Source organism: Serratia sp. PL7 (assembly GCF_945957435.1).
This window is the reverse complement of record NZ_CAMFLB010000001.1, coordinates 2,579,265-2,592,091: the sequence shown is the minus strand read 5'-3', so window position 1 is coordinate 2,592,091 and position 12,827 is coordinate 2,579,265. Positions and strand designations below refer to the sequence as shown.

Below are 12,827 nucleotides of genomic sequence, written 5' to 3'. Positions count from 1 at the left end.
GAGAGTGAAAATAGCAGTACCACAGCAGTGGGTGATTAGCTCAGTTGGTAGAGCATCTCCTTTACACGGAGGGGGTCGGCGGTTCGAGCCCGTCATCACCCACCACACTGCGGGTCGTTAGCTCAGTTGGTAGAGCAGTTGACTTTTAATCAATTGGTCGCAGGTTCGAATCCTGCACGACCCACCAATTTAGAAAAAAGCGCCTTTTGGCGCTTTTTTCGCATCTGCGCCCACCTGACTTTACCTTTATCTTCTTGCTGACATAGCCCAGTGAGTCGTGCGGGTGAGATCCTGCGTTCAGGTTCGAGCATCGCGCAGCGATACGACAACGCGCAGCGTTGCCCGTAGGGTGAGGCCACAGGCCGAATCAATCCTGCACGACCCACCAATTCAGAAAAAAGCGCCTTTTGGCGCTTTTTTCGCATCTGCGCCACCTGACTCTACCTTTATCTTCTTGCTGACATAGCCCTCTGAGTCGTGCGGGTGAGATCCTGCGTTCAGGTTCGAGCATCGCGCAGCGTTGCCCGTAGGGTGAGGCCACAGGCCGAATCAATCCTGCACGACCCACCCATTCAGAAAAAAGCGCCTTTTGGCGCTTTTTTCGTATCCGCATCACCGCAATCTGAATCCGCTGCTTTCTCGTTTCAACATGACACCGACTATCATCCCGCTCTTTTCTGAACGGCTATACGTTCTCCTCAGGCTGTTAATCCGCTGTGAACTGCGCGGCTAATGCCTATGTTTTTAATCTATTAAACATTGAGTGCGCAAAATTGAAAATATCAGCGGACTTTTCGCGCGATTTTAGGTATTTTGTTTAGTATATAAAACGAAGGGCGTTGCGGTAGGCGATATTCACGCGGCAGGCGCCCAGCCTAGCATGAGATTGCAGCGATGAGTGAAATGTTTGATGTCAATGCGGCGGTGTATCCCTTCCCGCCTAAACCGGTACCGCTGGACGTAGCCGAAAAAGCCTTTTATCGCGAGAAGATCAAAACCCTGCTCAAGCAGCGCAATGCGGTGATGGTCGCCCACTATTATACCGATCCGGAAATCCAGGCGCTGGCGGAAGAAACCGGCGGCTGCGTGGCGGATTCGCTGGAAATGGCGCGCTTCGGCAGCGCCCATCCGGCTTCCACGCTGTTGGTGGCCGGCGTGCGTTTCATGGGGGAAACCGCCAAAATCCTCAGCCCGGAAAAGCAGGTGCTGATGCCGACGCTGTTTGCCGAATGTTCGCTGGATCTGGGCTGCCCTGAAGAGGAGTTTCATGCGTTTTGCGACAGCCATCCCGATCGCACCGTGGTGGTCTATGCGAACACCTCGGCGGCGGTCAAAGCGCGCGCCGACTGGGTGGTGACTTCCAGCATCGCCGTTGAGCTGATCGAACACCTGGACAGCCTGGGCGAGAAGATCATCTGGGCGCCGGATCGCCATCTCGGCAGCTACGTGCAAAAGCAAACCGGTGCCGACGTGCTGTGCTGGCAAGGCGCCTGCATTGTGCATGACGAATTCAAGACCCAGGCGCTGCGGCGCATGAAGGCGCTTTATCCGCAGGCGGCGATCCTGGTGCATCCCGAATCGCCTCAGGCGGTGGTCGAGCTGGCGGATGCGGTGGGGTCTACCAGCCAACTGATTCAGGCGGCGAAAACATTGCCGCATCAACAGCTGATCGTCGCCACCGATCGCGGTATCTTTTACAAGATGCAGCAGGCCTGCCCGGACAAGGAGTTGTTCGAGGCACCGACCGCCGGAGAAGGGGCGACCTGCCGCAGTTGCGCGCATTGCCCGTGGATGGCGATGAATGGCCTGAAGGCAATTGCCGAAGGGCTGGAGCAGGGGGGCGCGCAGCATGAAATCCACGTGGACGCCGCGCTGCGTGAAAAGGCGCTGGTGCCGCTGAACCGCATGCTGGATTTCGCCGCTCAGCTTAAGATGCAGGTTAAAGGCAACGCTTAACCGTTTAAAAGGATGACCTCATGAGCTTCTTCAGTACCAGCAATATTCTGGTGCACATTCCGCTTGGCGCGGGCGGTTACGATCTGTCGTGGATCGAAGCCATCGGCACGCTGTTCGGGTTGCTGTGCATCTGGTACGCCAGCAAGGAAAAAATCATCAACTACCTGTTCGGCCTGATCAACGTCACGCTGTTCGCGGTGATTTTCTTCCAGATCCAGCTGTACGCCAGCCTGCTGCTGCAGCTGTTCTTCTTCGGTGCCAACATTTACGGTTGGTATGCCTGGAGCCGCCAGACCCAGGACAATCAGGCTGAGCTGCAGATCCGCTGGCTGCCGCTGCCGAAAGCGTTGGCCTGGGCGGCGGTCTGCGTCATCGGCATCGGCCTGATGACCTTTAACATCGACCGCGTGTTCGCCTGGCTGACGCAGGTTGCGGTGGCGGTGATGCAAGGGCTGGGGCTGAACGTACAGATGCCTGAGCTGCAGCCGGACGCCTTCCCGTTCTGGGATTCGGCGATGATGGTGCTCTCCATCGTGGCGATGATCCTGATGACGCGCAAATACGTGGAAAACTGGCTGCTGTGGGTGGTTATCGATGTCATCAGCGTGGCGATCTTCGCCTACCAGGGCGTGTACGCGATGGCGCTGGAGTATGTCATTCTGACGCTGATCGCCCTGAACGGCTCCTGGCTGTGGATCAAGAGCGCAGGGCTCAACCGTTCCAACCCGCTCTCTTCCGCACCGTAATAACGCAGAGGGCGCCGTGATGGCGCCCTTTTGACTTAGTGATGATGTCCCAGATGGGAGTGCGCTTCGGCATGTGAGTGTTCACTCGGCTCCGGCGCCCGGTTGATACCGCAGTCCGGCGTCTCGCAGTGTTGGTACTCCATCTGAATGGTCACGTGGCCAATCTTGTAGTGTTCCAACAGATAAGCCTGAATGCGTTGCAACAGCCCATCATGATCATGCGGCGGGATCACCTGAGCATGCAGCGTCATCAGCTTCTGCTCGCCAATCTGCCAGACGTGTACGTGGTGGATGTTGCGCACTTCCGGGATATTCAGGCACAGGTCTTTTTGCAGCTTGGCGATGTCGATCTCCTGCGGCGTGCCTTCCAACAGTTCGTGGAAACTCTCCTTCAGCAGTCGCCAGGCGCTGCGCAGCACCAGACAGGAGACCAGCACCGACAGGATCGGGTCAATCGGCGTCCAGCCGGTGGCAAGAATAACGATGGCGGCGACGATGGCGCCCACCGAACCGAGCAGATCGCCCAGCACATGCAACGCGGCGGCGCGCACGTTGATATTTTTCTCTTCGCTGCCGCGATGCAGCAGCCAGAAGGCGAACAGGTTCGCCAGCAGACCCGCTATGGCGATGATCAGCATCGGAGTACCCATCACCGGCTGCGGTTCGAAGAAACGCCGTATCGCCTCCCACAGGATGAATACCACGATCACCAGCAGCGCCGCGGCGTTGAGGAAGGCCGCCAGGGTGGTCAGGCGCAGATAGCCGAAGGTGTGACGCGCATTGGGCTTGCGCTGAGAGAAGTGCACCGCCATCAATGCTACCAACAGCGCGGCGGCATCGGTCAGCATGTGGCCGGCGTCGGCCAACAGCGCCAACGACCCGGACAACAGGCCGCCGACCACTTCGGCCACCATAAAAACGGCGGTGACTAAAAAAGCGGTCAGTAGGCGTTTACTATTACTGTCTTTCGGCAGGTGTACGTGTGGAGTGTCCGACATTATTCATCCTTATGCATAGCCAAAGAGGGGGCGGCGGCGAGCAGAGCGTCCAGCTCCGGCACTATCCGCGCCACTGACGCCTTTAATTTAGTATAAGCGGTACCGGCAAGCTCGCCCCGACGTGCGGTTTCCACCAGCTGCTGGCACAGCTGCGCGGTTTCCGGCAGCTGCAGCATCAGCAGGCTGCCCTTGATGCGGTGCGCCGCCTGCTCCAGGCGCGGCCAGTCGTTCGCATCGACGGCGTCCGCGAGCCGCTGCCGGTCTTGCCGCAGCGTATCGCCGAGCGTCTGCGCCAGCCGCTGCAGCATGGCGCGATCGCCACCCGCCATTTCGGCCAGCGTTTGCCGCAGGTCAGTAAGGACTGACTTTTCTTCCTGAGCCTGCGGCTGTTGAGCCAATACCTGGCCGATCGCCGACAGCGAAATCGGTTTGGTCAGGAAGTGGTCGATCGCCACCAGCCCCGGCGGGATGCGGGTAAACTCCTGCACGTCTGCCGAGCAGAGCACGATGCGGCAAGGCGGGCGCCGTAGCCGCTGTTCGTCGCGCCGGATCAGTCTGGCCAACGTCAGGCCGTCCGGACGCGGCATGTTATAGTCGATAAACAGCAGATCGAAAGGCTGCCGGCGCTGGGCCTTCAGCAGCGCGTAGCCTTGTTCAAAGCGGGCCGGCTGCAGCCCGAAGTGGCGCAGCTGGCGTTCCAGCAGCAATAGATTGGTGGGATGATCGTCGATCAGCGCGGTACGCAAGGCGGAAGACGGCAGAAGAGTAAAGGCACGCTCTTCTGGGGCGGCAGCCGGCGCGGTGCCGCTCAGCTCGACCGGTATCGCGACCTCTACACGGGTGCCGACGCCCGGTTGCGATTGCAGCTCGATGCGACCGCCCATCTGTTCGACGATCTCTTTGCAGATCGACAGCCCCAAACCGGTGCCTTGCACCGAGATGCGTTGCGCGTTGCGCGTACGGTAAAACGGTTGGAACAGCTTGCCTATCTCATCGGCGGCGATGCCGCAGCCGCTGTCGTTCACCGTCAGATGCAATTCCCCCTGCCGCTCATCCTGCGCGCGCCAGCCGACCTCGACCTGAATGGCGCCGCGCGGCGTGAACTTTATCGCGTTGTTTATCAGGTTGTTAGCCACCTGAAGTAAACGCTCACCATCAATAATCACCGCCTCCGGCAGCGCCGGATCCGCCAGCACGCTCAGCGTCAACGGGCGTTCGCCGATCAGCGGCCGGTAGAGGGCGTCGATGCGCGCGACCCAGGGGCGCAGCGCCACCGGTTTCGGCGACAGCGTCAACGAACCGGTTTCCAGCCTGGCGTGATCCTGCAGGTCGTTGAGCAGGTTGAGCAGCGAAGAGGCCGAGCTGTATATCACCGGCAGGCCTTCCGGCGCAGGTTGGCGTTTGAGCTCCAGCTCCAGCAGGCCGAGGATGGCGTGCATTGGCGTGCGCAACTCGTGGCTGACGGTGGCGAGGAATTTGCTCTTCATGCGGTTTTCCGCTTCGGCGCGACGGCGCGCGTGCTCGAGCTCTTCGCGTTCGCGTTTTTCACGGCGCTGCAGCATGAAACGGCGCAGCGTCAGCGCCAGCAGCAGCACGGTGGCGGCGGCCAGCAGCGCCAGCAGCCAGGTGGTCTGCGGCGGCATGCGGTTGTCGTTCACCGCGTCGATCAGATTGCTGCGGTCGACGATCCACTCGTCGCGCAGCGATTGCAGGGTGTCCGCCGGGATCTGCATCAGGTTCTTATCGAGGATGGCCAACAGAAGAGGTTGATCGCGGCGCACGCCGAAGGCCACCGGGTAGGGGATGTTGTTGGCGGCAAAGGCCAGCTTGATGGCGCCGGAATAGCGCGACAGCGCCAAAAAGTTGGCGGAGATAACGTTATCCACCAGCGCATCCAACTGGCCGTTGGCCAGCGCATCATACATCGACTTGCTGTCGGCGAAGCTGATGGTTGGTTCCCGTTCCGGCACCAGCCCCTGCGCCAAATCGCCCTGCAGCACGCCGATGCGCTTACCGGCCAAATCGCTCCAGGTCGAGATGCCGTTGGCGTATTGGCCGACGTAAACGCCCCACAGCGAACGGTGGATCGGCATGCTGGCGCCGTAGCGCGCCTTGACGCCGCGCGCCAGCGGCAGGGCGGCGCGGAAGCTGGCCTGGCCGGACTGCACCAGCTGATCGGCTTGTTCGGCATTGCGTGCCCACAGCGGCGCGAAACGCAGCCCGGTGTTTTGCGCGATGATGTTGAGAATGTCGATGGCGTAGCCGCGCGGCTGGCCGTCGGAGCCGCGGTAGGCGAACGGGAAGTTGTTCTCGATGGCGGCGTAGTACACCACGCGGTGGCTCGCCACCCAGTTTTTCTCCATCGCCGTCAGATCGGCATTGCCGGTGTCGAGGTAGCTGGGGATCTTCTTGCTCCAGCGGCTCTGCAGGGCGTTCATCAGTTCCATCGGCGCGTCGGCGATGGCGGTGTCCAGCGTGTCCATCAGCCGCGGGTCGGCGGCGGCGAACACGAAGGAGAGGTTGCCCAGGTTTTCGTTGCTTTCAATCTGATAGAGCTGGCCGAGCTGCAGCTGGTCGATGATAAAGCTGGCGCTGGCCTCATCGGCAATAAAGTAGTCACTGCTGCCGTTGAGCAGCGAGTAGACCGCCTGCAGATTATTGTCATAGCGCTGGATCTGCGACGCGACCGCCTGCAAAGCGCCGCCGGACTGCATGTCGGTCAGCGCGCCGATCGCGACGCGGGCGTTGGCGGAATTGAGCATCACCGGGCGATCGTTGCTGCGATCGCGCAATACGCGCAGGTTGCTGACGTAATAGGGCTGAGAGATCGCCAATCCGTGCAGCGCTTCACTTTGCGGGATGCCGTACAGCAGATCGATCTTGCCGTCGTGCAGCGCCTGCTCCAGCTGCGTCAGATCGGCGAAGCCGTAAATGGCAAAGCGAATGCCGGTCACCTGCTGGATATAGCCGAGATAATCGGCGTTCAGCCCATACAGATCGTCATCCACGATGATGTTGTACGGGCTGGTGTTCTCACTGATGATGCCGACGCGCAGCGTTCGGTCGCGCCAGGGGTTTTTCTCGCCGACGATCAGCATGTTCTCGGGGGTATTCAGATTGCTGACCAACTGATAGCGCACCGGCTCCGCCGCCTGCGCCAGACCGCACCACAGCAGCAGCAGCAGGGCGCGGCGCATCATGGCGCCAGCTCTTTAAACACCGCCACCAGCTCCAGCAAATTACCGGCGCCGGTTTTGCGTTGGATGTTTTTCTTGTGCGTGCTGACGGTCTTGTTGCTGATGTGCAGCCGGTCGGCGATCTGCAGGTTGGACAGCCCCTGGCTCAGCAAGCCCAGCACCTCGAGCTCCTTGGGGGTGAGCAGCCCGCCGTCCGCCGTCGGCGCTTCTTCGGCCAGCGCGGCGGCGGGGAAGCAGGTTTCACCGTCCAGCACCTGCTCGATCGCTTGCAGCAATTCCGCCAGCGAGCTGCCTTTATTGACGAAACCGTTGGCGCCGGCGGCATGCGCCATGCGCGCATAGACATCGGCTTCCTGCGCGGTATAGATCAGGATCTTTTGTTGCGGATAGCGGCGGCGGATTTTTTTCAACAGCTGCAGCCCGTCGACCTGCGGCAGGCCGATATCCAGGATCACCAGACCGAAAACGGCCTCGGCCAGCAGGGCCAGCGCCTGAACGTCGTCGTGCGCCGCCTGCAGGCGGTAGGCGCGGGATGATTTCATTAGCGCCGCTTCCAGTGCGACATGAACCACCGGGTGGTCATCAACTAATAGCAGAGAGGGCATGTTCAACTCGGGTCACTTTATATTCCGATCGCTAGCATAGCGAAAAAGGAGGCTCTGCGCTCGCCAGATGAAACAGCACAATCTGCTGTTAATTTGACGGTTCCAGCGGAGGGGGGCAAAGGTGATTTACAGCGCCATTCTCACAGGCTAGATTGTTGGGATCTACACCGTTACGCACTGCGAAATACCCCTCGATACCGAATGGAAAAGCTATGAATTACCAAAACGACGATTTACGCATTAATGATATTAAGGAACTCCTGCCGCCGGTGGCTCTGCTGGAGAAATTCCCGGCCACTGAACGCGCGGCAAAGACGGTGTCCCAAGCCCGCAGCGCAATTCACAATATCCTCCGCGGCAGCGACGATCGCCTGCTGGTGGTGATTGGCCCTTGCTCCATCCACGATACCCAAGCCGCCAAAGAGTACGCGGGGCGCCTGCTGGCGCTGCGTGAAGAACTGAGCGGCGAGCTGGAAGTGGTGATGCGCGTATACTTCGAAAAACCGCGCACCACCGTGGGCTGGAAAGGCCTGATCAACGATCCGCAAATGGACAACAGCTTCAACATCAACGACGGCCTGCGCCTGGCGCGCAAGCTGCTGGTGGAGATCAACGACAGCGGCCTGCCGGCCGCCGGCGAATTCCTCGACATGATCACGCCACAGTACCTGGCGGATCTGATGAGCTGGGGCGCCATCGGCGCGCGCACCACGGAATCGCAGGTGCACCGCGAGCTGGCCTCCGGCCTTTCTTGCCCGGTCGGCTTCAAAAACGGCACCGACGGCACCATCAAGGTGGCGATCGACGCCATCAACGCCGCCGGCGCGCCGCACTGTTTCCTGTCGGTGACCAAATGGGGCCACTCGGCGATCGTTAACACCAGCGGCAACGGCGACTGCCACATTATCCTGCGCGGCGGCAAAGAGCCGAACTACAGCGCGGCGCACGTGAAGGACGTCAAAGCCGGTCTGAGCAAGGCCGGGCTGCCGGCGCAGGTGATGATCGACTTCAGCCATGCCAACAGCAGCAAACAGTTCAAAAAGCAGATGGACGTGAGCGCTGACGTTTGCGGGCAGATCAGCGGCGGTGAAAAAGCGATCATCGGCGTGATGATCGAAAGCCACCTGGTGGAAGGCAACCAGAACCTCGAAAGCGGCGAACCGCTGGTTTACGGCAAGAGCGTGACCGACGGCTGCATCGGTTGGCAGGACACCGAAACCGTGCTGCGCGATCTGGCGGCGGCGGTGAAAGCGCGCCGCGGATAATCGCAAAAATGAAAGGGCCCGGCAGCGGGCCCTTTTCTATTTATCTTAAATTTTTATATCTCCTGTCAATTTAAGGCCTACAGTTAATAGGCTTATTAAATCATTAAGCGACCGTCTTCGCATTATTCCTATTTAATAAAAGAATAATTGTCACCGCTCTCGGCATTGTGCTTATATAAGACGCTTTTTTATTCCACAAACTCCGCATGACGAATAAGCGGGGAGTGGTATGACCTATTCCTTTCAGGACGAAAGAATTATGACAAGTAATACCTCGCAGCCGCTGGGGCTGCACCGGATTAAATTCCATGGGAAAGGTGGTGAGTACTTCGCTATTTGGTTAGTCAACGCGTTATTGACGGCTCTGACCCTGGGCATCTATTCCGCCTGGGCGACGGTGCGTCGTCGTCGCTATTTTTACGGCAACACGGAATTGGACGGCGATCGTTTCGATTATCATGCACAACCGCTGCAAATTCTGAAAGGGCGGCTGTTGGTGATCGGCGGCATCATCGTGTTTTATATCTTGCTGGCGATAACGCCTCTGCTGGGGCTGCTGGCTTTGCTGGTGTTGCTTGCCCTGTTGCCGTGGATCGTTATCCGCAGCTGGCGTTACAATGCGATTATGTCGAGCTATCGCGGCGTGCGTTTTAATTATGTCTGCCGCACCGGGCGCGCCTATTGGGCTTTACTGTTCTGCCCGTTATTGCTGATTATCGGGCTGTATGTCGGTCTGATCGTCTTGCTCGGCATTGGCAGCGGTCTTGGCAGCATCAACGCCATTGCTTTTATGCTGGTGCTGACGCTGATTTTGGCCGTGCCGGCATTTGCGGCGGTAAACGGCATTATTAGCGCACTGCAGCATGACTTGTACGTTAATAACCTGTTTTTCGGGAAGACACCGTTTATTGCCGAACTGAAGAAATCGGCCTTTATCAAATTTGCCTTGGTTGGCCTGCTCATATTCCTGCCGTTCATGTTGGTCGCGCTGGTGTGCATCGGTTCGTTCTTCCTTACCCTCTATCAGATGGTGTTGATGGGCATGTTGACCAATGAAGCCATTGATGTGCTGGTGCTGGACAATATCAGCAGCCTGCTGCTGATGATGGTGGTGCTGCTGATCGGCGCCCTGGTGGCCAGCAGTTACCAGGTTGTCGCCCAACGCAACTACCTGTTTAACCAGGCAAGGCTGAACGGCGACATCAAGCTGCATTCCTCAATGAAAACGATGCCGTACATGGGATTGTTGATCACCAATACCCTGATTACCCTGTTCTCGCTCGGTTTGGCGGCGCCGGTGGCGGAAGTGCGCCATGCCCGTTATCTGGCGGCCTGCACGGCGGTTGAAGGCGATTTGGCGCTGCTGAACATTACTGCGCATCAGGAAACTGCCAACAGCGCGGTGGCCGAAGAAGCGGTGCAGGCGCTGGATCTGGGCGGCAGCTTCTGAGGCGCCGATGATCCTTGAAGGCGCTTATCAATTGCCGGGGCGGGCCGCACGTGAGGCGGCCCGTTTACTGGTGAACGAAAGCGGCGAAGGCGTGACGCTGCAGCGGCAGGATGAACAGCGTTACATCCCGCTGGCGGACATCACCGTTTCTGCCGCGCTGGGCAATATTCCGCTGACGCTCACCTTTAGCGACGGTGCGCGCTTTGTGCCGGATGACGATGCGGCCTTTCGCCGCTGGTTCTATCAGCGCCGTTCGCCGGGGTGGGTACATCGGCTGGAACGCCATAAACGCGGCGTTGCCCTGGCGCTGCTGATGACGCTGCTGGCGGTAGTGGCTTACGTTTACGTGGTGCTGCCGTGGGCGAGCAGCGAGATCGCCATGCGCATCCCCACCTCGGTGGAACAGACGCTGGGCGAGCATACACAGACGTTTTTGGACCAGAGCGGCTTCGCGCCCTCCGCACTCCCGGTCGAGAGGCAGCAGGCGTTGCAACAGCTGTTCCGGCAGGTGATGCCGCCTGAGATGCGCCAGGAGCGCACGCCGCTGTCGCTGAAGTTGATGGCGGTGCCCGGTGCGCCGAACGCCTTTATGTTGCCAGACGGCACGCTGGTGCTCAGCGATGAGCTGGTCACTTTGTCGAAAAACGACGATGGCTTGGCGGCGGTGATGCTGCACGAAATGGGGCATCACGCTTATCGTCATCCGATGCGCATGCTGGTGCGTTCGTCACTGGTGGCGTTGACGCTGATGTGGATGACGGGTGACGTCAGCGGCATCGGCGACACGTTGCTGCAGTCCGCGTCCTTCGTGAATGAGATGCAGTTTTCTCGCGGGATGGAGCGTGAGGCCGATGCGTTTGCGATAGCGGAAATGCAGCGCCAGGGGCGTTCGCTGGCGGAAATGGCGGCGATCTATCGCGCGTTGGCGCAGGTGCCTGAACGAGAAAAGACCGATGACTGGGCGCTGCCTGCCTGGCTCAGCACCCATCCGGCGATGCAGGAACGGCTGGACGCGGTGAACGAGGCGATGGCGCAGCAGCCGCGACAGTAATAAAAAAGCCCCCGGTGAAAACCGGGGGCTTTTTCGTTAACGGGCGAAATTACTTCGCTTTACCCTGGTTCGCCACGGCGGCCGCTTTTGCAGCGATTTCGTCGGCGTTACCCAGGTAGTAACGTTTGGTTGGCTTGAAGTTCTCATCGAACTCATACACCAACGGCACGCCGGTTGGGATGTTCAGTTCGAGGATTTCGTCTTCGCTCAGGTTATCCAGGTATTTCACCAGCGCGCGCAGCGAGTTGCCGTGTGCTGCAACGATCACGCGCTCGCCGCTCTTGATGCGTGGCAGGATCTCTTCGTCCCAGTAAGGGATAACGCGATCGATGGTCAGCGCCAGGCTCTCGGTCAGCGGCAGCTCTTGTTCGGTCAGGGAGGCGTAGCGCGGATCGTGGCCAGGGTAACGTTCGTCTTCTTTGGTCAGCTCAGGTGGGGTCACCGCGAAGCCGCGACGCCATTGCTTCACCTGCTCGTCGCCGTATTTTTCAGCGGTTTCGGCTTTGTTCAGACCCTGCAGCGCACCGTAGTGACGTTCGTTCAGCTTCCAGGATTTTTCGGTTGGCAACCAGGCCTGATCCAGCTCGTCGAGGATGTTCCACAGGGTGTGGATCGCGCGCTTCAGTACGGAGGTGTAAGCGAAGTCGAAAGTGAAACCTTCTTCTTTCAACAGCTTGCCTGCGGCTTTCGCTTCGGTGCGGCCCTTGTCGGACAGATCAACATCATACCAACCGGTGAAGCGGTTTTCTTGGTTCCACTGGCTTTCGCCGTGACGCACCAGAACCAGCTTAGTTACAGCCATAGCTTAACTCCTTAATAATCTGACATTTCAATGATAACGAAAATCATTATATTGCCGCGGGCCGGGGCTCGGCAATCGATAGTGTCTAACCATAGCCAATTTCTTGCCGCAAAGTAAGGGCTGGCGAAAGGAAAAAGCTGAATCGTTCAGGCTGGCGCTGTGAGGGGGAAACGGCGCGCCGAAATCGCTCCGGGCGCGCCGTGGCGTGGGGGAAATCAGGCCGATTTTTTCAGGCAGTTGCTCATGAAGGTTTTACGCGCGTCGCCCTTCAGATCCTTGGTCTTGGCGTCGGCGTTGCAGCTTTTCATTTTCTGCTGCTGCGGCGTCAGGGTTTTGCCCGCCGCGGCGGAGCCTTCGGATTTCAGACAGGTGCTCATGAAGGTGGAGCGATCGGCGCCTTTCAGCGATTTGGTGGATGCCTGCTGGTTGCAATCGGTCATGCGTTTCTGTTGGGCGGCCTGCGCCGGAGAAGGCGTTTTCGTCGCCGTCGTCGCGTCGGCCGCCATCAGATTGGTGCTCAGCATTAAGCCCGCCAGCAATGTAAGTGCAGTAATCAGACGCATAGGTGTTCCTTCAGCTATTGATTGGCCGCCATCGGCCGAAAATGGTGACGTTGCACAAGGCGTTGTGCTTATCACGGTAGCCTGAGTGTAGTGCGCGCTTTGGAATAAGGGAAGGTGGGCGCCGGTAGGGGGATAGCGCTAAAAGGTAAGCATTTATAACAAATTGCCCCCGGCCGCACGGCGAGGGGCGTAGC

General features: G+C 59.2%; 10 protein-coding genes, 2 tRNA genes and 2 other RNA genes. 9 read left to right on the top strand and 5 right to left on the bottom strand.

Translation table 11 applies throughout. The features are described 5' to 3' along the window. The first annotated feature begins 29 nt into the window (after window positions 1-29). The 6 genes from N6G83_RS12585 to pnuC all read left to right on the top strand — a co-directional run bounded on the left by N6G83_RS12585 (window position 30) and on the right by pnuC (window position 2,702). Window positions 30-105 (top strand) — tRNA-Val (locus N6G83_RS12585). A 6-nt stretch (window positions 106-111) separates the two neighbouring features. Beyond that, a tRNA-Lys gene (locus tag N6G83_RS12580) sits at window positions 112-187 on the top strand. A 76-nt stretch (window positions 188-263) separates the two neighbouring features. Next, window positions 264-388, top strand: a non-coding RNA gene (locus tag N6G83_RS12575) — RtT sRNA. 75 nt (window positions 389-463) lie between these two features. Beyond that, window positions 464-570: non-coding RNA, RtT sRNA (locus N6G83_RS12570), on the top strand. Window positions 571-894: 324 nt separating this feature from the next. Continuing rightward, the gene (gene nadA, locus N6G83_RS12565) at window positions 895-1,956 is read left to right on the top strand and encodes a quinolinate synthase NadA (protein WP_015376982.1); all 1,062 of its coding nucleotides are present in this window, start codon (window positions 895-897) and stop codon (window positions 1,954-1,956) included. Window positions 1,957-1,976: 20 nt separating this feature from the next. Next, window positions 1,977-2,702 (top strand): nicotinamide riboside transporter PnuC, encoded by a 726-nt coding sequence (pnuC, locus tag N6G83_RS12560; protein WP_260515430.1) that lies wholly within the window; start codon window positions 1,977-1,979, stop codon window positions 2,700-2,702. A 35-nt stretch (window positions 2,703-2,737) separates the two neighbouring features. Here the strand turns inward: pnuC and zitB are convergent, their stop codons facing one another. The 3 genes from zitB to N6G83_RS12545 are packed head-to-tail and all read right to left on the bottom strand — an operon-like array spanning window position 2,738 to window position 7,502. Further along, window positions 2,738-3,700 carry a CDF family zinc transporter ZitB gene (gene zitB / locus N6G83_RS12555; protein ID WP_260515428.1) on the bottom strand — a complete coding sequence of 321 codons (963 nt, stop codon included), beginning with the start codon at window positions 3,698-3,700 and terminating at the stop codon, window positions 2,738-2,740. Then, window positions 3,700-6,900: an ATP-binding protein gene (locus N6G83_RS12550; RefSeq protein WP_260515426.1), complete on the bottom strand. Its 3,201-nt coding sequence runs from the start codon at window positions 6,898-6,900 to the stop codon at window positions 3,700-3,702. Before N6G83_RS12550 ends, zitB begins: the two co-directional genes overlap by 1 nt. Further along, window positions 6,897-7,502, bottom strand: coding sequence for a response regulator transcription factor (locus N6G83_RS12545; RefSeq protein WP_197819335.1), 606 nt, complete (start codon window positions 7,500-7,502; stop codon window positions 6,897-6,899). Before N6G83_RS12545 ends, N6G83_RS12550 begins: the two co-directional genes overlap by 4 nt. A 212-nt stretch (window positions 7,503-7,714) precedes the next feature. Here N6G83_RS12545 and aroG point away from each other — a divergent pair, with 212 nt between their 5' ends. The 3 genes from aroG to N6G83_RS12530 all read left to right on the top strand — a co-directional run bounded on the left by aroG (window position 7,715) and on the right by N6G83_RS12530 (window position 11,268). Further along, window positions 7,715-8,767, top strand: coding sequence for a 3-deoxy-7-phosphoheptulonate synthase AroG (aroG, locus tag N6G83_RS12540; protein WP_016928717.1), 1,053 nt, complete (start codon window positions 7,715-7,717; stop codon window positions 8,765-8,767). 259 nt (window positions 8,768-9,026) lie between these two features. Beyond that, on the top strand, window positions 9,027-10,217 hold the full coding sequence (locus tag N6G83_RS12535) for a YjgN family protein (RefSeq protein WP_025301894.1): 1,191 nt from the start codon (window positions 9,027-9,029) through the stop codon (window positions 10,215-10,217). Window positions 10,218-10,224: 7 nt separating this feature from the next. Next, window positions 10,225-11,268, top strand: coding sequence for a M48 family metallopeptidase (locus N6G83_RS12530; RefSeq protein WP_197819334.1), 1,044 nt, complete (start codon window positions 10,225-10,227; stop codon window positions 11,266-11,268). Between the two features lie 49 nt (window positions 11,269-11,317). Here the strand turns inward: N6G83_RS12530 and gpmA are convergent, their stop codons facing one another. Both gpmA and N6G83_RS12520 read right to left on the bottom strand, forming a co-directional pair. Beyond that, window positions 11,318-12,070, bottom strand: a complete 753-nt coding sequence (gene gpmA, locus N6G83_RS12525) for a 2,3-diphosphoglycerate-dependent phosphoglycerate mutase (protein WP_004939834.1) — start codon at window positions 12,068-12,070, stop codon at window positions 11,318-11,320. 215 nt (window positions 12,071-12,285) lie between these two features. Beyond that, window positions 12,286-12,633 (bottom strand): PsiF family protein, encoded by a 348-nt coding sequence (locus N6G83_RS12520; protein WP_127146241.1) that lies wholly within the window; start codon window positions 12,631-12,633, stop codon window positions 12,286-12,288. Window positions 12,634-12,827: the final 194 nt, after the last annotated feature.

Coding starts and splice junctions, on each gene's coding strand:
- N6G83_RS12550 (WP_260515426.1), bottom strand. CDS start 6,900: ATGATGCGCCGCGCCCTGCTGCTGCTGCTGTGGTGCGGTCTGGCGCAG.
- N6G83_RS12530 (WP_197819334.1), top strand. CDS start 10,225: ATGATCCTTGAAGGCGCTTATCAATTGCCGGGGCGGGCCGCACGTGAG.
- aroG (WP_016928717.1), top strand. CDS start 7,715: ATGAATTACCAAAACGACGATTTACGCATTAATGATATTAAGGAACTC.
- zitB (WP_260515428.1), bottom strand. CDS start 3,700: ATGTCGGACACTCCACACGTACACCTGCCGAAAGACAGTAATAGTAAA.
- nadA (WP_015376982.1), top strand. CDS start 895: ATGAGTGAAATGTTTGATGTCAATGCGGCGGTGTATCCCTTCCCGCCT.
- pnuC (WP_260515430.1), top strand. CDS start 1,977: ATGAGCTTCTTCAGTACCAGCAATATTCTGGTGCACATTCCGCTTGGC.
- gpmA (WP_004939834.1), bottom strand. CDS start 12,070: ATGGCTGTAACTAAGCTGGTTCTGGTGCGTCACGGCGAAAGCCAGTGG.
- N6G83_RS12535 (WP_025301894.1), top strand. CDS start 9,027: ATGACAAGTAATACCTCGCAGCCGCTGGGGCTGCACCGGATTAAATTC.
- N6G83_RS12520 (WP_127146241.1), bottom strand. CDS start 12,633: ATGCGTCTGATTACTGCACTTACATTGCTGGCGGGCTTAATGCTGAGC.
- N6G83_RS12545 (WP_197819335.1), bottom strand. CDS start 7,502: ATGCCCTCTCTGCTATTAGTTGATGACCACCCGGTGGTTCATGTCGCA.